The 20,240-nt window shown below is 72.9% G+C and carries 15 protein-coding genes; 8 read left to right on the top strand and 7 right to left on the bottom strand.

All coding sequences use genetic code 11. From position 1 onward, the window contains the following. The first annotated feature begins 57 nt into the window (after positions 1 to 57). From C8E87_RS36200 to C8E87_RS36180, 5 genes are all read left to right on the top strand, one after another. Entirely contained in the window at positions 58 to 1,173 is a 1,116-nt protein-coding gene (locus tag C8E87_RS36200) for an NAD(P) transhydrogenase subunit alpha (RefSeq protein WP_133877898.1), read from the top strand. After that, positions 1,170 to 1,454 carry an NAD(P) transhydrogenase subunit alpha part 2 gene (locus C8E87_RS36195; RefSeq protein ID WP_133877897.1) on the top strand — a complete coding sequence of 95 codons (285 nt, stop codon included), beginning with the start codon at positions 1,170 to 1,172 and terminating at the stop codon, positions 1,452 to 1,454. Before C8E87_RS36200 ends, C8E87_RS36195 begins: the two co-directional genes overlap by 4 nt. Further along, entirely contained in the window at positions 1,451 to 2,842 is a 1,392-nt protein-coding gene (locus C8E87_RS36190; protein ID WP_133877896.1) for an NAD(P)(+) transhydrogenase (Re/Si-specific) subunit beta, read from the top strand. Before C8E87_RS36195 ends, C8E87_RS36190 begins: the two co-directional genes overlap by 4 nt. A gap of 69 nt (positions 2,843 to 2,911) precedes the next feature. Then, a complete protein-coding gene (locus tag C8E87_RS36185; RefSeq protein ID WP_239080419.1) occupies positions 2,912 to 4,024 on the top strand; it encodes an alpha/beta hydrolase-fold protein in 1,113 nt (370 codons plus the stop codon). After that, positions 4,021 to 4,635, top strand: a complete 615-nt coding sequence (locus C8E87_RS36180) for a maleylpyruvate isomerase N-terminal domain-containing protein (RefSeq protein ID WP_133877895.1) — start codon at positions 4,021 to 4,023, stop codon at positions 4,633 to 4,635. The genes C8E87_RS36185 and C8E87_RS36180 overlap by 4 nt, the downstream gene beginning before the upstream one ends. Positions 4,636 to 4,862: 227 nt before the next feature. Here the strand turns inward: C8E87_RS36180 and C8E87_RS36175 are convergent, their stop codons facing one another. Next, positions 4,863 to 5,708 (bottom strand): hypothetical protein, encoded by an 846-nt coding sequence (locus C8E87_RS36175; protein WP_133877894.1) that lies wholly within the window; start codon positions 5,706 to 5,708, stop codon positions 4,863 to 4,865. A gap of 302 nt (positions 5,709 to 6,010) precedes the next feature. Here C8E87_RS36175 and C8E87_RS36170 point away from each other — a divergent pair, with 302 nt between their 5' ends. Beyond that, on the top strand, positions 6,011 to 7,201 hold the full coding sequence (locus C8E87_RS36170; protein WP_133877893.1) for a cytochrome P450: 1,191 nt from the start codon (positions 6,011 to 6,013) through the stop codon (positions 7,199 to 7,201). Here the strand turns inward: C8E87_RS36170 and C8E87_RS36165 are convergent. The 4 genes from C8E87_RS36165 to C8E87_RS36150 form a co-directional block, all read right to left on the bottom strand. Beyond that, positions 7,188 to 7,331, bottom strand: coding sequence for a hypothetical protein (locus tag C8E87_RS36165; protein WP_203720803.1), 144 nt, complete (start codon positions 7,329 to 7,331; stop codon positions 7,188 to 7,190). The genes C8E87_RS36170 and C8E87_RS36165 overlap by 14 nt on opposite strands. 27 nt (positions 7,332 to 7,358) lie before the next feature. Then, the gene (locus tag C8E87_RS36160) at positions 7,359 to 8,516 is read right to left on the bottom strand and encodes a cytochrome P450 (RefSeq protein ID WP_243755189.1); all 1,158 of its coding nucleotides are present in this window, start codon (positions 8,514 to 8,516) and stop codon (positions 7,359 to 7,361) included. Between the two features lie 356 nt (positions 8,517 to 8,872). Next, the gene (locus C8E87_RS36155) at positions 8,873 to 10,129 is read right to left on the bottom strand and encodes a glycosyltransferase (protein WP_133877891.1); all 1,257 of its coding nucleotides are present in this window, start codon (positions 10,127 to 10,129) and stop codon (positions 8,873 to 8,875) included. After that, positions 10,126 to 12,357, bottom strand: a complete 2,232-nt coding sequence (locus C8E87_RS36150) for a glycoside hydrolase domain-containing protein (protein ID WP_166661489.1) — start codon at positions 12,355 to 12,357, stop codon at positions 10,126 to 10,128. The genes C8E87_RS36155 and C8E87_RS36150 overlap by 4 nt, the downstream gene beginning before the upstream one ends. Before the next feature lie 169 nt (positions 12,358 to 12,526). Between C8E87_RS36150 and C8E87_RS36145 the strand changes: the two genes are divergently transcribed. Next, positions 12,527 to 15,304, top strand: coding sequence for an Hsp70 family protein (locus C8E87_RS36145; RefSeq protein WP_133877890.1), 2,778 nt, complete (start codon positions 12,527 to 12,529; stop codon positions 15,302 to 15,304). On the opposite strand, the gene C8E87_RS36140 is transcribed toward C8E87_RS36145, so the two are convergent. Together C8E87_RS36140 and C8E87_RS36135 are read right to left on the bottom strand one after the other, a co-directional pair. Continuing rightward, positions 15,286 to 16,692: a dynamin family protein gene (locus C8E87_RS36140; protein ID WP_133877889.1), complete on the bottom strand. Its 1,407-nt coding sequence runs from the start codon at positions 16,690 to 16,692 to the stop codon at positions 15,286 to 15,288. The two genes, C8E87_RS36145 and C8E87_RS36140, sit on opposite strands and share 19 nt — an antisense overlap. Next, positions 16,689 to 18,416, bottom strand: a complete 1,728-nt coding sequence (locus C8E87_RS36135) for a dynamin family protein (protein ID WP_133877888.1) — start codon at positions 18,414 to 18,416, stop codon at positions 16,689 to 16,691. The genes C8E87_RS36140 and C8E87_RS36135 overlap by 4 nt, the downstream gene beginning before the upstream one ends. A gap of 210 nt (positions 18,417 to 18,626) precedes the next feature. Here C8E87_RS36135 and C8E87_RS36130 point away from each other — a divergent pair, with 210 nt between their 5' ends. Further along, positions 18,627 to 20,219, top strand: a complete 1,593-nt coding sequence (locus C8E87_RS36130) for an isovaleryl-CoA dehydrogenase (RefSeq protein WP_133877887.1) — start codon at positions 18,627 to 18,629, stop codon at positions 20,217 to 20,219. The last annotated feature ends 21 nt before the right edge of the window (positions 20,220 to 20,240 follow it).

Raw genomic sequence — 20,240 nt, 5'->3', positions numbered from 1 at the left:
ACCGGGCACAGCAGGGTGGCCGGGCCGAGCGCGAAGTGATAGGCCTTCGATATGTCGATGACGACGGTGGGTGTGTTGCGCGAGACCGCCGGGCGCGAACGGCGGGTGGCCATCACACCCGACGGCGTGACCCGGCTGCGCCGTACAGGCGTGCGAGTCCTGGTCGAGACGGGCGCGGGACGCCACGCCTGGTTCAGCGACCCCGACTACGCCGCGGCCGGCGCCGACATCGGGGGCCGGCAGCAGGTGTACGGCGAGAGCGACGTGCTGCTGGTGGTGCGGCCGCCGGACGACGTGGCCGCCCTGCCCGCGGGCCGGGTGCTGATCGGGCTGCTCGACCCGCTCGGCGATCCGGCGCTGGCCCAGACGCTGGCTGAGCAGGGTGTCACGGCGATCAGCCTCGACCTGCTGCCCCGTACGCTCAGCCGGGCCCAGCCGATGGACGCGCTGACCTCACAGGCCAACGTGGCCGGTTACAAGGCGGCGCTGCTCGCGGCCGAGGCGTACGGGGGCTTCTTCCCCATGCTGGTCACGGCGGCCGGCACCACCCGGCCGGCGCAGGTGCTGGTGCTGGGCGCCGGGGTGGCCGGGCTGCAGGCGATCGCGACGGCGCGGCGGCTCGGGGCGTTGGTGACCGGATACGACGTACGGGCTCAGGCCCGCGCCGACATCGCGTCGACGGGAGCCGCGGTGTTGTCGATGGACGCCACTCAGGACGGCGACGGGGGCTATGCGCGGGCGCTGGACGAGGACGAGGCCGCGACCCAGCTGCGCGCGCTGACCCAGGCGGTCCCCCGGTTCGACGTGGTGATCACGACGGCCAAGGTGCCCGGCGGCCGCTCGCCCCTGCTGGTCTCGGAGGACGCGTTGCGGGCCATGCGCCCGGGCTCGGTGGTGCTCGACCTGGGCGGCGGCAACGTGGCGGGTTCGGCCCCCGACACGCGGACGGTCACCGACCACGGCGTCACGGTGATCGGGGCGCCCAATCTGGCCGCCACTGTGCCGGTGGCGGCGTCCACGGCGTACGCGAGAAACGTCGTCGCCCTCATCAGCAGCCTGATGCCCGAGGGGCGGCTTCCCGGCGAGAGCAGCGACGAGGTCCTCGCGGCGGTGCTGGTCTGCCGCGACGGCGCTGTCGTGCACCCCCGACTCAACGAACTGGAGACCCGATGAGCCCGCTCCTGCTGGCCGATCTGACCGTGTTCACGCTCGGGCTGCTCGTCGGTTTCGAGGTGATCAGCAAGGTCCCGGCCACCCTGCACACCCCGCTGATGTCCGGGGCCAACGCGATCCACGGCGTCGTGCTGGTCGGCGTCATGCTGCTGGCCGCCACGATCTCGACCCCGGCGGGTTACGCGCTGCTCGCCGTGGCTGCCTTCTTCGCGGCGATGAACGTCGCCGGGGGCTACCTGGTGACCGACCGGATGCTGGCGATGTTCCGGAGCCGGTCGTGAGCGCCTTCGACACGGTCGTCCACCTGATCTATCTGGCCTGCGCGACGGCCTTCGTGGTCGGGCTGCACCTGATGAACGCGCCGAGGACGGCCCGGCGCGGGAACCTCGTCTCCGCCGCCGGCATGGGTGTCGCGATCCTGGTCACGCTCGCGGTCCTCATCGAGGGGCAGCAGATCAACGCGTACGCGGCGTGGGCGCTGGGCCTGGGCACGGCGGCGGGCGCCGTGGCGGGGCTGGTCGCCGCGCGGGTGGTCCGGATGACGGCGATGCCGCAGCTCGTGAGCCTGTTCAACGCGGTCGGCGGCGGCGCGGCGGCCCTGATCGCGCTGGGCGACCACCCGGCGTCCACCCAGGCCGAGGTCACCGGGGTGCTCGACGTGCTGATCGGCGCGCTCACGTTCAGCGGGTCCCTGATCGCCTCGGGCAAGCTGGCCGGGCGGGTGCCGGGCCGCCCGATCGTGGTGCCGTACGGGCGGTTGATCTCGATCGCGCTGGCAGCGGTCGCGGCCGTCATGGCGGTGCTGGTGGTGGGGTTCGACGGGGGCACGGCGGCGCTGGTCGGGGCGGCGGGCGCGGCGCTGGTCGCGGGTGTGCTGCTGACGTTGCCGATCGGCGGGGCCGACATGCCGGTGGTGATCTCGCTGCTCAACGCGTGCACGGGCACGGCGGTGGCGATGGCCGGGTTCGTGCTCGGCAGCACGCCGCTGATCATCGCGGGCGCGCTGGTCGGCGCGGCGGGCGCGATCCTGACCAAGCTGATGGCCGACGCGATGAACCGTCCGATCAGCGCGATCATCGCGGGCGGGTACGGCACCGGCGACGCCGTCGCGGTGGAGGCCGGGGGCGGTTCGGCGGCCGTACGGGAAATCACCGCCGACGACGCCGCGATCCAGCTGGCGTACGCGGGAAAGGTGGTCATCGTGCCCGGGTACGGTCTGGCCGCCGCCCAGGCGCAGCACGAGGCGGTGGCGCTGGCCCAGGCGCTGGCCGCGCACGGGGTGGAGGTGTCGTACGCGATCCACCCGGTCGCCGGGCGCATGCCCGGGCACATGAACGTGCTGCTGGCCGAGGCGAACGCCCCGTACGAGCAATTGCAGGACCTGGAGGAGAGCAACCCGGCGTTCCCGCGGACGGACGTGGCGCTGGTGATCGGGGCGAACGACGTGACCAACCCGGCGGCGCGGCGGCCCGGCAACGCGGTGTCGGGCATGCCGATCCTCGACGTCGACAAAGCACGCAGCGTCATCGTGATCAAGCGGTCGCTGGGGCACGGGTACGCCGGCATCGACAACGAGCTCTACTCGGACCCGCGTACGGCGATGTTGTTCGCGGACGCGAAACAGGGCCTGAACGCGTTGTTGACCGGGTTGTCGGCCTATGCGTCTTGACTAAGCAAGATCCACTTGGGACTCTCGGTGGCGGATCGCTCACCCTCCGCCGCCCTGAGGAGTGTTGCCGTGCAGAGTCCGCAGATGTCCGCGCTGCTGGACGACCCGGCCGGCCTGCACGAGTGGTGGCAGCGCGTGACCGCTGACGGCACGCCGCTGATCGAGCCGTGGCGCGACGGCTCCCAGCTGGTGACGTTCCTGTGGCGGGGGTCGGCGAGCAGCGCCCGCGTGGGGTGGGGGCTCGACGTGCCGCTCGAACGCATGCGCGGCAACGACCTCTGGTACGCGACCCGTGTGCTGCCGTCCGACCTGAGCACGGTGTACTGCCTGGCGCACGACGGCAGGACCCACATCGACGCGTTCAACCCGGCCCGCCTGCTGTTTCCACGCGACCCGGGCGACCCCGGCGACCGCGACGTCTGGGCGTCGACGCTGACGCTGCCCGATGCGCCCTCCGAGCCGTGGCTGGCCCCGCGCCCCGGCGTGACAACTGGGGTGCTGACCGAGGCGCCGCTCGGCCGGCAGGTGGTCGTGTACCGCCCGGCCGGCACGCCGACGGCCGGGCTGCCCGTGCTGGTCGTCTTCGACGGCTGGACGGCCCGCAAGGTCCAGCGCGTCCCCACCGTGCTCGACAACCTGATCGCCGCGGGCGAGATCCCGCCGCTGGTCGCGCTCTTCGTCACCAGCCACACCGCCCGGCGCGACGACGACCTGTCCCCGGACGGAACGATGCGCGACTTCGTGACCGGCGAGCTGCTGCCGTGGGCCCGCACGACGCTGGGGGCGGGCCTGGACCCGCGGGCCAACATGATCGCCGGCGCGTCCCGGGGCGGCCTGATCGCGGCGCACATCGGGCTGACCTCGCCCGACAACTTCGGCGCGGTCATCTCGCAGTCGGGCAGCTTCTGGTGGCCGAGCGGCGACCCCGGCCGGTTGATCCGGGAGGTCGGCCTGCTGCCGCTCGCCGACGTGCGGTTCTATCTGGACGTGGGGATCTTCGAGACGTTCCCGGGGCCGGGCGGGGCGCCGTCACAGGTCGACGTGAACCGGGCCATGCGCGACGCGCTGCGCCGACGGGGTTACACCGTTGCCTACGCCGAATACTCCGGCGGCCACGACTACGTGAACTGGCGCCGCACGTTCGCCGACGGCCTGATCGCGGTGACAGGCGTGCGAGCATGACGGCGGCGGACACTCTCGGCGAACTGTGGGCCGTCTGGGCTGCGTACGGGTCGAATCTCACCGAGGACCAGTGGCGCGCCCCGACGCGGCTGGAGCCGTGGACCGTACGGGCGTTGTTCGCGCACACCGCGCAGTGGCCGCACTGGCTCGGCCACGTCGCCACCCAGGTCTGCGACAGCCCGCCGACACACGAATCCGCGGCCGAGCTGCTACGCGCCTTCAACGCCCCCGACGGCGTGGCCAACCTCAACCGCGCCGACGTGGCGGCCCGAGCTGTCGACGCCGCCGCCCAGTTCACCACCGAGCAGATGACCGCCGCGTTCGCCGAGGTCGGCCCGCGGTCGCTCGACGCCGCCCGCGAACTGGATGACGCAGTAGTCAACTACCTCGGCACGGCCCGCATGCGCGTCGGCGAGGTGCTCGGCATCGGCATCGTCGAGGCCACCGTCCACCTGCTCGACCTGCAACGCGCCCTCGGCGAGTCACCGTCCGTGCCCGCCGCCGGTCTCGCGCACACGTCGGCGGTGCTGACCCGGATGGCCGACCCGGTCGCATTCGTCGAAGCCCTGACCGGCCGCACCGGCAACGGCCTCGCCCCGGTGCTCACCTAGGAGATCGACGATCTCCGTGCGCACGGCCGCTGCTGCACAACGCCGGGCTGTTGCGCCTGGCCGGAATACAGGCCTGCGTCGCACTCCCGGTTCTCCTTGGGTCCCGGTGAGGACTGTCCGATGTGACCGGCCGTTCGAGCCAAGGCGGACCGTCCGCGCTGAGTCCAGCCGGCCGGGCAGCCGGTGGCGGGGCTCCAGAGATCTGGGCGAGCACGGCCGTGGGAGTGTCAGGAGTTGCCGGCCAGGGCGAGGACGGCCACGCCGGCGAAGACGAAGAGCGCGCCGAGGGCTGTTCTCGGGGTGGGGCGGGCGTCGTGGGCCTTTGCGGTGAGCCAGGACAGGGCGATCACGAACAGGATGCCGGTCTCGCGCAGGGCGGCGATCGCGGGGACCTGGGCCTCGCTCACCAGGGCCAGCGCGGCCAGCGTGAGCACGTGGGCCGCCACCGAGCCGAGCCCGATGACGTACGTGTCGCGCGCGATCCGGGCGTACGGGGAAACGGGCTTGGTCAGCAGCCGGAAGGTGACCGACCCGAGGACGAGCGGCGCCATGGACAGCCACAGGTAGGTGCTCGGGTCGACGTGCTCGAGGCCGCGCGAGGCCACGTACGTGTAGCAGGTCAGCGAGACGGCGACCGGCGTGGCGGCAAGCACCGAGCGCCGGGAAGCACCCGACGCCGTGACGAGAATGCCCACGCTGATGACGAGCACGCCGAGACCGGCTCGGGCGGGCACAGTGCCGCCGGCCGCCAGCGTCACGAGCAGCACCAGCACGGGGGCCAGACCGCGCGCGACCGGGTAGGCGGCGTGCACGGGAGCTCGGGCGTAGGCGACATTGAGCAGCAGGAAGTACGTGATCGAGAAGCCGGCCGACACGGCCAGGTAACCCCAGCCGGCGTCGTCCACACGCCACCGGGCCACGGCGAACGGGGTCAGCGCGACCCAGCCGATCGTGTTGCCCGCGATCGCCGCGTCGAAGCCCGTGGGCGCGGTCCGGCCCAGCAACACGTTCCACAAGGCGTGCAGCAGCGCCGACGACAGGACGAGCGCCAGCGCGAGCGTCGGAAGCCCCATGCCGACAGTCTGTGTCCGATCCGCCACCTGCGGGTTAGGCCCAACGGCCTCCCCAAATGCGAGGGTGCCGATCGGCAGGTCGGCCGATTCCCCCGTGACCAGGGGGTTCGTACGGTGGGACCGAGCTTGTTGAAGGACCGGAACCGCGGCACCGGGAACCTGGGCGCGACCGGTCCGTTGACCGCCGCCGGAGGTTCGCTTCGTCCAGGCGCACGGAGGCGGTCACGCGCCGGGGTGGGCGGGCAGCGGGGCGGCTGCCCGCCCACCCGGCGGCCGGTGGCGGTGACGCGCGATGATGAGGCATGGACCATCTGACCGCGCTCGGCTCGCTGTTCGAGGCTGAGGGACGCCACAACCCGTACCCGGCCTACGACGTGATCAGGGCCCACGCGCCGGTGTTCCGGGCGCCCGACGACCGCTGGTACGTCACCACGCACGCGCTGACCAACCGGCTGCTGCGCGACACGAGCATGCGGCTGGCCGACGCGAGCGACTACGACGAGTTCTGGCCCGACTGGCGGCAGAACCGCGGAGTGGCGCCGGTGGTCCTGTCCATGTTGCAGAGCAACCCGCCCGACCACACCCGCGTACGCCGGGCCGCCGCGGCCACCTTCACGCCACGCCGGATCGCCGGCATGCGCGACGTGATCACCGCCCAGTGCGAAGAGCTGATCGACGCGATGCCCGCCGAGACCGACCTGATGACCGCGTTCGCCTACCCCCTGCCGGTCGGCGTGATCTGCGCGCTGCTCGGCGTGCCCGAGGCCGACCGGCCCTGGTTCCGGCAGCGCGCCCACGACCTCACCGTGGTGCTCGAACCGGTCAGCACCGCCGACGAGATGCAACTCGCCGACGCCGCCGGGCGGGAACTCGAGGACTACTTCATCGGCCTGATCGCCGAACGGCAGCAGCACCCGCGGGAGGACCTGACCAGCGCGCTCGTCGAGGCCGGGGCGGGCGGCACCCTGACCGGCCAGGAACTGCTGGCCAACCTGGTGCTGCTGCTGGTGGCCGGGTTCGAGACCACCGCCAACCTGCTCGGCACCGGCCTGCACCTGCTGCTGTCGCTGCCCGACCAGGCCGAGCGGCTGCGTGCCGACCCGTCACTGGCCCCCGGATTCGTCGAGGAGATCCTGCGGTACGACTCCCCGGTGCAGCTGACCTCCCGGTACACGACCGAACCGCTCGACGTGGACGGCATCGCGGTTCCGGCCGGCGCCTCGCTGACCATGCTGCTCGGCGCGGCCAACCGCGACCCGGCCCGCTACGACGACCCGCACCGCTTCGACCCGGGCCGCCCGAACATCCAGCCGGTGTCGTTCGGCGGCGGCGCGCACTACTGCCTGGGCGCCCCGCTGGCCCGCCTCGAAGCCCAGATCGCGCTGCCCGCGCTGTTGACCGGGCGGCCCAAGATGGCCCTCAACGGCGATCCCGTACGCCGCGACCGCCTCGTCCTGCGCGGCTTCTCCGAGGTGCCGGTCACGACGGGATGACCCCGTGCTCGCGCAACCGTCGCAGCAGGCGGTCGTGCGGAACCCCGTACCGGACACGGCCTTGGAACCCGACGGTGGTGGGAGCGGTCAGGATCGCGTTGAGCAGCGCCTCCTCGACCGCGTCCTGCACCGCGTCGAACGCCGGCTCGGGCGCGGGTCACTTCGCCGCCAGCGGGACGGATTCGTAGGCGCGGAGCACGAACGTGGGACGGTTGACCGGCTCGGCGGCCAGGTCGAGGTCTCGTGTCAGCAGGGCGGTCAGCGCGGCCCGCAACTCGATGCGCGCGAGCGGGGCGCCGAGGCAGAAGTGCAGCCCGGCCCCGAAACCGAGGTGCGGGTTCGGATCACGGGCCACGTCGAACGAGTCGGGATCCGCGAACACGGCGGGGTCACGGTTGGCCGCCCCGAGGAGCGCGGCGATCGAGGCGCCTTCCGGGATGCGTACGCCCGCGATCTCCACGTCGGCCGCGGCCGTGCGCACGAACATGTGCAGCGGGGAGTCGTACCGGATCATCTCCTCGGCCGCCGTCGGGATCAGCGCCGGGCCGGCTCGCAGACGTGCGAGCTGTTCGGGGTGGCGCAGCAGGGCGACCACGCCGCCGCCGAGCGCGTTGACCGAGGCCTCGTGCCCGGCGTTGAGCAGCAGGATCGCCGACGCCACCAGCTCGTCGGGCGTGAGCTCCGGTACGGCGGCCAGGTGGCTGATCAGGTCGTCGCGGGGCTCGGCGGCGCGGCGGGCGGCCAGGTCGCGCAGGAAGTCCGTGAACTCGCGGCACGCCTCGAGGGCGGCGGCCTCGGTTTCCGGCGTGCGGGTGACCTCGTACATGCGCACCATGGCGGCCGACCAGGGGCGCAGTTTCGGGCGGTCGGGCCCGGGCACGCCCAGCAGCTCGGCGATCACCGTGACCGCGAGGGGCTCGGCCACGTCGGCGAGCAGGTCGAAGTGGGAGCCGGCCCGATGGACGAGCCGGGCGGCTTCGGCGACGACAGGCTCGCGCAGCCTTTCGACGTGCCCGCGCGCGAACGCCCCCGACACCAGCGACCGCAGCCGGGTGTGGGCGGGCGGTTCGTTCTCCATCATCTGGTTGCGGTGCAACAGGTTGAACGGCTCGTAGACCTCGGCGGGCTCACGGTCCCGCCAGAACCGCCCCAGGCGCCTGTCCCGCAGCACGGCCCCGGCCGCGGCGTGACTGGCGGCCAGGAACTGCCCGGTCGGCTCATGCCAGGTGACCGCGCCCCGCTCCCGGAGCGCCGCCAACCCCGGATACGGATCACGCACGAACGCCGGCTCACCGAAGTCGATGTACTTGATCAACGCCAACCAGCCCTAACCCGCCCGCCTTGGGGGCCCCCACCCTAGAACAGTCCGCAAGTTGACCTTGCGAGTTGTCCACAAGCCAACCACAGAACCGAAAAGCGCGTCGCCGGCTGTCCACAGGGTCATGCGCGCGGAGCGATCGGCTGGGCGGGACCACCGCACGACGAGCTGCAGACGCGGGGAACAGGATTTCGGGACGCGAGCCGCGCGGTGAAGGGGTTGCGGGCGGCAGAGGGACAGCGCTGTCGAGGGCTACTGGGGTGTCGTTGTCCGCGGGCCGGGCCGGCGTTGTCGAGCAACCACCTGCACGACCCGGCCGAGCCGGTAGAGGCGCCGGCCCGGCCTTACGCGGGTCAGTTCCCGGTGGCCAGCAGGGAGTCGAAGACGGCGGCGCGGTCGAAGGTCATGGCTTTGGCGAGGGCCCGTTCCGCCATGGCCTTGCGTTCCACCTCGGTCATGTCGAGGACGGCGTGGTCGAGGGCTTCGGCGAGCCCGTTGATGTCCCCCGGTTCCACGATGACGGCGGTGTCCCCCACGGCCTCCCCCGTCCCCCCGGTGAGCGTCGTGATGACCGGCCCGCCGCCGGCCAGCATCTTCTCGGCCAGGGCGATGCCGAACGTCTCGACGAAGTCGGGTTCGGGCTTGGTGGGCAGGGCGTAGGCGGCGCAGCCGCGCATCAGCAGCGGCTTCTCCTCGTCGTCGACATCGGTGAGGAAGATGATGCGGTCGTCCTCCTTGGCCATCGCCTGCACGTGTTCCAGGGCCGGTCCGGTGCCCGCGACGACCAGCTTCACCTTGTCGCGGGCCCGCATCTGCCCGTACGCGATGATCAGGTCGTAGATGCCCTTGGCGCGCGCCACCCGGGACAGGAACAGGATGTAGCCGTCGCGTTCCAGGCCCCGCTTGGCCAGGGCCTCGTCCACTTTCGAAGGGTTGAGGTCGAGGTATGCCGAGGAGTCGATCGGCGGGTAGCTGACCGTCACCCGGGCGCGGCACTGTTCGGCGAACGACGTGCCACAGGCCGCGTCCACCTCCGCCGCCGAGGCGATGATCTCGTCCTTGGTGTATTCGGAGACCGCCACCACCTCGTCGTTGGCGAGGAACGTCGTGAACAGCACCGTCGCCGCGCCGAAGCGGCCCTCGCGCAGGCACTGGCGGATGACGTTGGTGACGTCGGAGCCGACCGCCTTGGCGATGGTGTGCACGTCGGGGGTCAGGCCGGCCGCGCGGGCCGCGTTCACGGCGTCGACCACCACCGTGGTGTGCGGCACGGTGTACATCGACAGGCACACCGTGGGGATCGGTTCGGCCAGCAGCTCGACCAGCCGGCCGGTCAGGCCCGCGAGGTGCCGGCCGTCGGGCACGCGGTAGTCGCCGACGGCCTCGGGCCGTTCGACGGTGATCCCTTCGCTGTACGGCAGCAGGCGGTCGAGCGGTTTGAGCGGCAGACCGGCGGCCTGCAGCACTTCAATGGGCCAGGTGAGCAGGCGTACGTCCGTGAAGCCCCGGGTGAGGGCGACCTCGGCGAGGTTGCGGGCCTCGCCGGAATGGCCGCAGACCACCGGGTCCGCGCGGACCACGATGACGAGACGACGGTCGGGTTTGTTCAACGTGCGTCCTCCGGTTTGTCGGAGAGGGACGGCGGGCGGTTCCCGCTTCCCCAGCTCGACGGCTCCGGGCCCAGCCGCAGGTGCAACCGGCCGCCGCGATGCACGTCCGCGGCGCTCAGGTGGGTCGCGTGCAGGGTTTTGCCGTTCAGGGTGGCGCTCTGGACGAACAGGGGCGGCGGTTCGCGGTCGAGGCCGTCGACGCCGATCGGGGTCTCCCGGTGGCCGCTGGTCTCGATCACGAACTCGCCGTCGGGCATCTGCAGCACGGCGCGTTCGAACGCGGGCGGGCTGACCAGGAACAGGTGCTGGCCGGCCACGGGGAACAGGCCCAGCGACGCCCACACGTACCACGACGACAGGCCGCCCGAGTCGTCGTTGCCCGGCAACCCGCCCGGCCCGGTGCCGAACTGCCAGGTGAGGGCCGAGTGCACGATCTGCGCCGTACGGTCGGGACGCCCCGCGTAGTGGTACGCCCAGGGCGCTTCCATGTCGGGTTCGTTGTTGAGACCCTCGAACCGTTTGAGCGCGTACCCGGCTTGCATCTCGACCGCGGGCGGACGCTGCCCGGGCTGCTTGACGGGCTCGGCGCCATAGCCGAAGAACCGGTCCAGCTTGCCGATGAACGCGTCGTCGCCGCCGGCCAGGCCGATCCGGGCGCGCATGTCGTGCAGCAGCCGGAACGAGTAGTTCCACTTGCCGCCCTCGTAGAACTCGGAGTCGCGCAGCAGGCCGGTCACCGGGTCGAACGCGTTGACCCAGCCGCGGCTGCGTTCCTCCAGGTCGGCCGCGAGCCGCCGGTCGCCCAGCGCGCGGGCCACGCGGGCGGTGCAGTGATACCCGTACGCGAGGTCGAGTGTGTGCGTGATCGGATGCACCACGCCGTGCTCGTAGAAGTCCTCGCCGTACATGCGGCGCAGGTCGTCGACCATGTGCACCAGCGCCCAGGCCCAGTCGATCGGGGCTCGCCCGAGCGCGTGGGCGTCGGCCAGGGCGGTGTGGGCGAGCGCGCTGGCCTGGCGGAAGAACCGGTCGGCGCCGCGGGCCATCCGGTAGCCGATCGGGAAGTTGCCCTCCTCCTCGCACACCCGGATCAGCGATTCGAGCAGGTCGGCGTGGCGTTCGGGGGCGATCGCGGCGAGCAGCGGCACCTGCGTCTTGTAGATGTCCCACATGGTGCAGACGTCGAACGCGTACGGGCCGGACGTGGGCCAGAACGGGCTCTCGTCGTCGGCGAAACAAGGCTTGATCAGCGCGTGGTAAAGAGCGGTTCCGAACACCGTACGCCGCGACGGTGTGCCCCCGTCGACCTGGACCTTGTCGATGTGCTCGCGCCATTTCGACCGCGTTCTGGCCCGTACGGCGGTGAAGGCGGGACTGTCGCCGCCACACTCGCGCCGCAGGTTGTCGCGGGCCTGTTCGCAGCCGCGCAGCGAGAACCCGAGCCGCACCTCGATCGTCTGGCCGGCGCGGGCCGAACCGCGGAACAGCATGCCGAACGGGCGCAGGTTGGTGTGCCGGATGCTGTCGAAGTCGAGCCGGGTGCCGCCGTCGATGAGCCGCCGGTCGTACCACAGCATCTGCCGCCAGTTGGGGCTGTCCACCTCGACGTAGACCGACAGCGGCACACCCTCCATGACGACCGTGCCCTGCGCCCGGCCGTGGCCCATGCTCTCGATCTGCGCCCGCAGCGGCACCGTACGGCCCAGTTCGGTGGCCAGGCCGCCGCACGACAGGTCGAGGACGACCCGGGCGCTGCCCGCGGCGGGGAACGTGTAGCGGTGCACGGCCACCTTGTCGCCGACCGTGATCTCGCTGCGGATGCCGGTCGCGAGGGTGGCCGCGTAGTAGCCGGGTTCGGCCGTCTCGTCGTGCAGCGGCCACGACTGCCCGAGGTCGTCCAGCGGCTGGATCATCGGGGTGACGCGCACGTAGTTGTAGTACTTGCGGATCGCGCCGGTGCCGGACTGCTGGAAGTGGGTGAACCCGGACGCCTGGATCCGGTCGAACATCGTCTCGGGGACGCCCTCGGTGTTCTTGGTGTAGAGCCCGTATCCGGTCGGGTACGCCCCCGAGTAGGCACAGGCGGAGACCATGCCGAAGGGCGCCGCGGCCCCGGGGTGGGTGTTGCCCACCTGCGGTTTCGGGAACCACCACGTGGCGGCGAGACCGCGGGCCGGGGGGATGTTCGTGGCCGCGGTGCCGATGAAGGGATCAACGTTGTCGAGGATGGCCGGAATCTATCCACCGAACCGTCACCGGGGGTTTCGCACGTGTGAACACCGCGGGTCGGAACCACGGCGGCGGTGATCCACGCTGTCGGACATCCGGCTCTCGCCCGGCCGCAGTTACCCGTTCGGGCAGCGTCGGAGGTGGCACGCGGATGCGAAAATCCACGGCGTGGAGTGGAGCTACGGCCTCGGCATCGACCTCGGCACGACCCAGACCGCGGCGGCCGTGCGCGACGACGGCGGCGCGGCCGAGATCGTGCGCCTCGGCGGGCGGCGGGCCGAGATCCCGTCGCTGGTGTTCGTCAAGGCCGACGGCTCGCTGCTGATCGGTGAGACAGCCGAGCGGCGCGGGCAGGCCGAGCCGTCCCGCCTGGCCCGCGAGTTCAAGCGGCGCATCGGCGACCCCGTGCCGATCCTGGTCGGTGGCACCCCGTTCTCGGCCCACGCGCTCACCGCCAAGCTGCTGCGGCATGTGCTCGACGAGGTCACCCGGTTGCGCGGCGCTCCGCCGTCCGCGATCACGCTGACCCACCCAGCGAACTGGGGGCCCTACAAACGCGAGCAGTTCGCCCAGGCCGTACGGCTGGCCGACGCCGAACAGGTCACGTTCCGCACCGAGCCGGAGGCGGCGGCCCTGCAGCACGCGGCCGCGCGGCGGATCGCGCCCGGCGAGACCGTGATGGTGTACGACCTGGGCGGCGGCACCTTCGACGTGGCGCTGCTGCGACGCGACGGCGACGGGTTCGCGCTCGTCGGCGAGCCCGAGGGCGTCGAGCAGCTGGGCGGGGCCGACTTCGACGAGGCCGTGTTCGCGCACGTGGTCGGGGCGCTGGGCGACGCGGCGCTGTCGCTGGACGCGGACGACCCCGAGGTGGTGGTGGCGCTGTCCCGGCTGCGGCGCGACTGCGTCGAGGCCAAGGAGGCGCTCTCGTTCGACACCGAGACCGAGATCCCGGTCGCTCTGCCGGGCCTGCACACCCGCGTACGGCTGAACCGCTCCGAACTGGAGTCGATGATCTCGCCCGCCCTCGAGGACACCCTGGCCGCGACCCGCCGGGCGATGCGCTCCGCGGGCCTCGACGCGGCTCAGGTCAGCGCGATCCTCCTGGCGGGCGGCTCGTCCCGCATCCCGGTCGTGGCCCAGCTGCTGGGCGAGGAGTTCGGGCGGCCGGTGATCGCCGACCCGCACCCGGAGCACAGCATCGCCCTGGGCGCGGCCGCCGCCACCGGCCCCACCCCGCCGGCGCCGTCGACGGCCGCCCCGATCGTGCCGCGAAGTCCGGCGTCGGCTGCCTCCATCGCGCCGCAGAGCCCGCCGCCGGCGTCGGCGGCCTCGATCGTGCCGCAGAGCCCGCCGGGTCCGGCTGCCCGGCCGCTCCCGCAGACCGCGCCGGCAGCGGCCGGGCAGCCGGCCACGCCACACCTGCCGGAGCCGGGGCCGGACGTGACTTCGCCGGCGCCTGCGGACGCCACACGGGTGATGCCCGCACAGCCTCCGGCGGCGCCTCAGCGGTCCGGCAACGGGGTGCCGGTGTATCAGCGGGGTGCGGCCTCGATTCCCGGTTCCCACCCGGCGCCCGCGCAGGAGCCGCTCACGTCCACGTCGGCGTTCCCGGCCGGGCGGGCCTCTCCGCCCGACCAGCTCACGCCCGCCACCCCGACGCAGCCCCTCACACCCACGAAGGTCTACCCGGCCCCTCCGTCGCAGCCGCACGCGCCCACGACGGCTTATCCGGGCAGCCCGGCATCTCCGTCGCAGCCTCGCCCGGTCGCTCCGGCCTACCCGGCGGATTCCGCGCCGTCCGTCCCCGATCGGCTGCCGCCGGCGTTCGGGCCCGGTGCGGCTCCCCCAGCCCAGCCAGGGCCGGACAGCGCGGCGGCGGGGGGACCGCCGCCGGTGTGGAACGGCCGGGACGCGTACGGGAAAGAAGGGCCCGAGCCGCCCCGCGCGCGCCGCAACACCCGCCGGGTCGCGGTCGCGGCCGGGCTGGCGGTGCTCTTGATCACCGGGGCGGTCGTCGCGGGGGTGGCCCTCAACAACCGGAACAAGCGCGACGCCGGGACTGGCGCCCTGCCCAGCACGCCGGTGACCTCGGCGACTGCGAAGCCGCCCTACCCGACGGACGCGTCGATCCTCGTACGGGTCGACACCGGGGCCGACGACAGCGCCAACCGGGTGTCGAAGATCGTGTCGTTCAAGCCGGGCGCCGGCGCCGAGCGGACCGAGCTGCCCGGCACGATTCCGGGTGACGTCCTGCCGCGCTGGTCGCACGACCGGGAACTGATCGCGATCACCCACATCAACCCGGACGGCACCAACGACATCGTCATCATGGACAAGACCGGCACCAGCCGGCACACGCTCGTCGAGGACGTCTCCAACGGCCGGGCGAGCTGGTCGGGGGACGACAAGCTGGTCGCGTACATGAAGAAGGTCGACGGCATCAACCAGATCCACCGGATCTCGATCGACGGCGGCGAACCCGAGCAGCTGACGTTCTCCAACGAGGCCAAGGACGACCCGTTCTACACCTCGGACAGCGAGGCGATCGTCTACTGGGTCTTCCGGGCCGGCGAGAAGCTGATCTACGCGTTGAACGCGAAGAAGCTGGTGGAGCCGGGCCGGCGCATCACCAACCCGAAGGACGGCCCGGCCGTCGACCCGGCGCTCTCTCCCGACAACAAGTACATCCTGTTCACCAGGGAGAGCGCGGACGGCAACTCGGACATCTGGATCGTCGACAAGCTGACCACGAAGCCGCCGCGCCGGTTGACCAGCAACCCGGCCCGCGAGATGGACCCGTCGTGGTCACCGGACGGCAAGTGGTTCGCGTTCACCCGCGGCGACTACGAACGCCCCCAGATCGTGATCATGAAGCCGGACGGGACGGGCGAGACGGTGCTGACCGCGCCGGGGCAGCGCGAGGGTCATCCCTGCTGGTTCTGAGCGGCGATGATGCCCTCGCACGTGCGGGTGACGGCGCGGGCCGCGGTGCGCAGGTCGCGGTTCGACAGCGGGTGCTCGGCCAGGCGCTGCCACTTGGCCTGAGCGCTCCGGGCGGCGGCGCCGATCTCGTCCGGCTCGGCGTCCACGGCCAGCCCCAGCCGGTCGGCCGGGCCGCCGCCGGAGCCGCCGAGCAGCCGGTCCATCTCGGCGCGGCGGTCGTCGGCCATCGCCAGCCGGCCCGAGCGCAGCTGGTGCAGCAGGCGCAGCTCGACGAACTCGTGCGCGCCGGCCCGGATCTCCTCCGCCCCGGCGGCCAGGGATGAGCCGGGCGGCAGGCGTTCGTCGAGGGCGGCCAGGGCGCTGCGGGCCTTGAGCACCTCGGCCCGGCCCTCCAGGTGGGCGCCGAGGACCTCGCGCAGCCGGGTGATGCCGCTGCGCTCGGTCAGGGCCGCGGCCAGCCCGGCGGCGTCGGTGACCGCACCCTCGCGGATGAGCCGGGTGCCCAGCCGTACGCCGAACAGCCCGACCCGGGTGAGCAGCCGCCGCCGCTCCTCACTGCCGGCCGCGAACCGGTCGGCGGTCAGCAACAGCTCGACGATGTCGTCCATGGGCCGGGACGCGACCTGGGCCAGCACCCGGAACTCACCCTCGCGCAGGGTCGCCCCGGCCGCGCCGAGCAGGCCCGCGACGGGCACCACGACCGGGCACAGCCGCCGCAGCCGCTCGTCGGTGGTGTACCGGTCGGCGACCCGCTCGGCGGCGGTCATCGCGTCGAGGCGGCACGCCCCGATCTCGTCGGCCCGGCTGAGCACGCCGACGGCGTTGACCGAGGTGCCGCCGTCGGCGCCGCCGTGGAACGCCTCCAGGAACTTCAGGTCGCCGCCGTGCAGGTGCCGCAGCAGGTAGATGACCGCGTCGGCCTGGCCGTCGTCGTTGACGAACGTGTGCGTGCGGGCCGACACACCGGTCGACAGCGACTCGATGCCCGGCGTGTCGATCAGCGTGTGCCGGCGCAGGCGGGCGCTGGGCACCCGTACCTCCAGGCGTTCCACCTGCTCGGCCGGGCGGCCCAGGTCGATGCGGACAGCGCCGTCACGCCGCGTGAACGGCCGGGGCTCGCCCGTGCCGTCGCGCAGGTACGACGTCACCGCGTACGAGGGGCCGTCGGCATACCAGGTGACGATGCGGGTGCACTCGCCCGCGTCGGTCGGGGCGAGTTCCTCGCCGATCAGCGCGTTGAGCAGCGTCGACTTGCCCGCCTTGAGCTTGCCCGCGATCGCCACCCGCAGCGGTTCGTCGAGGCGGCGCCGGGCCTGGGCCAGCCGCGGGTCGGCGGTGTCGGCGACGGCCCGGTCGAGCAGGGCGCGGGTGCGGGCGAGCAGGCTCACGAGGCCAGCCTGTCGATGCGCCGGCGCTGCTCGTGCAGGGCGGCCGCGCGACTGCGGCGCTGGTCCTCGCCGAGGACGGCCACCTCGCGTACGGCGGCCTCGGCGGCGTGGGCCGAGCGGGCCAGTTCCCGGGCCCGGGTGGCGAACTCGTCCCGCAGCAGGCGCTGGGTGCGGCGGACCGACTCGCGGCTGTCGCGGCCCACGTGGAAGCCGACCTCGTCGACGTAGCGCCGCAGCTCCTGCCCGGCCTGCAGCCGCCGCTGACGCACCTGTCGCTCCTTTTCGGCCTTGACCAGCCGGCGCCCGAGCGTGACGCCGGCCAGCAGCCCGAGTGGGGCGGCCCAGGCCACGCTGAACAGCGCGCCGACCGCGCCGAGCAGATAGAAACCGCCGTACGCGACGCGGGCCGCGGTGAAGGCGCCGAGGAACTGCGCCATGCCCGACTTGCCGAAGTCCAGCTCGATCTGCCGGGCCTTGTCGGCGCTCATCGGCAGCGCGGGCAGGGTGGCGCTGAGGTCGTGCGCCTCCATCCCGAAGCGCTCGGCAACCTCGGCGGCCAGCTGCTCGGCCCGGGTGACCAGCACCATCAGGTTGTCGGCGGCGGCCCGGGAGGCCTCGCGGGCGGCCCACGCCTGGAAGTCCTGCCAGGTCTCGCGGGGGTCGGACTCGGCCAGCAGGTCCTCCCCGCGGCGGATCAGCAGGCGCAGCCGCTCGCGCAGGTCGTGGTCGACGTCGGCGGCCATGTCCTGGATGCCGTCCTGCAGCACGACCTGCCACGTTCCGTGCTGCAGGGCGGCGCTGCGGCGGGAACGTTCGGCGTAACCGGCCGTCACCGCGGGGTCGAGGGCGGCCGCGGCCTCGGCGTCGAGGCGTTCGCGCAGCTGGGCGGCGACGAAGGCGAGCTCGGCACGGGCGGCGGCGAGGCGGTCCTCGGCGGCTTTCCCGACGACTTCCGTACGCAGCAGGCCGACCAGCCGCGGGAAGCCCGACTCCTCGTTGAGGGCGGCGTCGTCGCGGGCCTGGGCGCGCATCCGCAGGAACGACGACACCGGCACGACGGGCAGCTCGAGCCCGGCCTCGCGCAGGTGCGCCTGGTTGAGCTCGGCGATGCGCCGCCACTCGACGTGCAGGTCGGTCTTGGTGAGCACGATGAACGTGCGGGGGCAACGCTCGGCCGTACGGCGCAGGAAGTCGACCTCGGGGGCGGTGAGCTCCTGGGCCGCGTCGGTGACGAACAGGGCCGCGGCCGCCGTCGTGAGCGTGGCCAGGGTGAGGTTGCCCTGCGCGGAGTCGAGGCCGCCGACCCCCGGCGTGTCGACGAGCGCGAGACCGGCGCCGAGCAGCCGCCGGTCGATGCTGATCTCGACCGCCCGTGCCTCGGCGCCGGCGCCGGTGATGTGTTTGCCGATGGCGTCGAAGTCGATCGGTGTGCGCCCCTCGTCGTCCACGAGAGCCGCCGAGGGTGGGCGGCCGAACCGCAGGATCGTGGGCAGCGCCGTCACGACGTCGGCGTCGACCGGGCACAGGTCGGTGCGCAGCAGGGCGTTGACCAGGCTGCTCTTGCCCTGCTTGAACTCGCCGACCACGGCCACGGCGAGGTCGCCGCCGGGCCCGAGCCGCCCGGCCGCGCGTTCCAGGCGCTCCGCGAGGTCACCGCGGCCCGCGTCGGCGGCGATCCGCCGGGCCTCGGCCAGCCGGGCGACCATCTCGGCCGTCGTGGTCAACCGGTTCCCCCTCCGCGCTCGCAACGCCCGACCATAGCGTCCCGTACGGTCTCACCTGCGGACGGATTTCCGACACTCCCGCCCGAGCCCTCGAATGTGCGATGTTGTGCGCGCTTCGCACGCGCCGCCCGGGACGGCACCTCCCTCTCCGGCGCGTGCGAGGCCTTCCTGCGGCTTCCCGCGCAAGTTACCCGGCGGTAGGCTGCGGGGATGACTCACGAGGTCTTCAACCAGGCTCCCCCGCTGGTCGGCCACGACGTGGCGGGCGACCCGGCCCTGCTCGAGGCGGTTTCCCGCGAGGGCGCCTCCTGGGCCGTCGACGACCTGCACCGGCTGGGCAAGCTCGCGGGCACGGCCGAGCCGCAACGCTGGGCCGACGAGGCCAACCGTCACGAGCCCCGGCTGCTGACCCACGACCGGTACGGGCACCGGCTCGACGAGGTCGACTTCCACCCGTCGTGGCACCGGCTGATGGAGGTCGCCGTCGGCGAGGGCCTGGCCGGGGCGCCGTGGGCTGCTCGCCGTCCGGGCGCGCACGTGGCCCGCGCGGCCGGCGTCCACGTGTGGTCGCAGGTCGAGGCCGGCCACATCTGCCCGGTCTCGATGACGTACGCCGTGATCCCCGCGCTGCGCCACGCCCCGGAATTGTCCGCGCTCTACGAGCCGCTGCTCACCTCCCGCTCGTACGATCCGGGCCTGCGCACCCCGGCCACGAAGACCGGGCTGCTGGCCGGCATGGGCATGACCGAGAAGCAGGGCGGGTCGGACGTCCGCGCCAACACCACCGTGGCCACGCCCGGCGGCGACGGCACGTACCGGCTGCGCGGGCACAAGTGGTTCACCAGCGCGCCCATGTGCGACCTGTTCCTGGTGCTCGCGCAGGCGCCGGCCGGGCTCTCCTGCTTCCTGGTGCCGCGGGTGCTGCCCGACGGCAGCCGCAACACGTTCCGCATCCAGCGGCTCAAGGACAAGCTGGGCAACCGCAGCAACGCCAGCAGCGAGCCGGAGTTCGACGACACGGTGGCGTGGCTGGTCGGCGACGAGGGTCAGGGCGTACGGACGATCATCGAGATGGTGGCGATGACCCGGCTCGACTGTGTCACCGGCTCGGCCTCGGGCATGCGGGCCGCCCTCACCCAGGCGATCCACCACACCCGGCACCGGCACGCGTTCGGCGGCCCGCTGATCGAGAAGCCGGCCATGCGCAACGTGCTGGCCGACCTGGCGCTGGAGTCCGAGGCGGCGACGGCGCTGGCGATGCGGCTGGCCGGGGCGGTCGACCGCGACGAGCAGGCCTTCAAGCGGCTCGCCATCGCGATCGGCAAGTTCTGGGTGTGCAAGCGCCAGCCGGTCGTGGTCGGCGAGGCCCTCGAGTGCCTGGGCGGCAACGGCTACGTCGAGGAGTCGGGGCTGCCGCGGCTGTACCGGGACGCGCCGCTCAACTCGATCTGGGAGGGCTCGGGCAACGTCCAGGCCCTGGACGTGCTGCGGACTATGCAACGGTCACCCGCCGGCCTCGACGCGTTCCGCGAGGAACTGTCCCTGTCATCCGGGGCGGACCGTCGCCTCGACGACGCCGTGTCCACGTTCCTGCGCGACAAGCCGGACGAGTCGGACGCGCGCCGGGTCGTCGAGCTCATGGCCCTGCTGCTGCAGGCGTCGCTGCTGGTCCGGTACGCCCCGCCGGCGGTCGCCGACGCCTTCTGCGCGAGCCGGCTCGGCGGCGACTGGGGGCACACGTTCGGCACCCTCGGACGCGCGGCCGACACGGCGGCGATCGTGGAGCGCGCCGCGCCGGCGTAACCGGAAAGGGTTGTTCAGAAC

Source organism: Paractinoplanes brasiliensis, assembly GCF_004362215.1.
Taxonomy (GTDB): domain Bacteria; phylum Actinomycetota; class Actinomycetes; order Mycobacteriales; family Micromonosporaceae; genus Actinoplanes; species Actinoplanes brasiliensis.
Note: the sequence above shows the minus strand (reverse complement) of the source record. Positions and strands in the feature narration are given on the sequence as shown.

Excerpts from the sequence above, each read along its gene's own strand:
- C8E87_RS36130 (WP_133877887.1), top strand. The coding sequence starts at position 18,627 with ATGACTCACGAGGTCTTCAACCAGGCTCCCCCGCTGGTCGGCCACGAC.
- C8E87_RS36200 (WP_133877898.1), top strand. The coding sequence starts at position 58 with ATGACGACGGTGGGTGTGTTGCGCGAGACCGCCGGGCGCGAACGGCGG.
- C8E87_RS36175 (WP_133877894.1), bottom strand. The coding sequence starts at position 5,708 with ATGGGGCTTCCGACGCTCGCGCTGGCGCTCGTCCTGTCGTCGGCGCTG.
- C8E87_RS36180 (WP_133877895.1), top strand. The coding sequence starts at position 4,021 with ATGACGGCGGCGGACACTCTCGGCGAACTGTGGGCCGTCTGGGCTGCG.
- C8E87_RS36170 (WP_133877893.1), top strand. The coding sequence starts at position 6,011 with ATGGACCATCTGACCGCGCTCGGCTCGCTGTTCGAGGCTGAGGGACGC.
- C8E87_RS36195 (WP_133877897.1), top strand. The coding sequence starts at position 1,170 with ATGAGCCCGCTCCTGCTGGCCGATCTGACCGTGTTCACGCTCGGGCTG.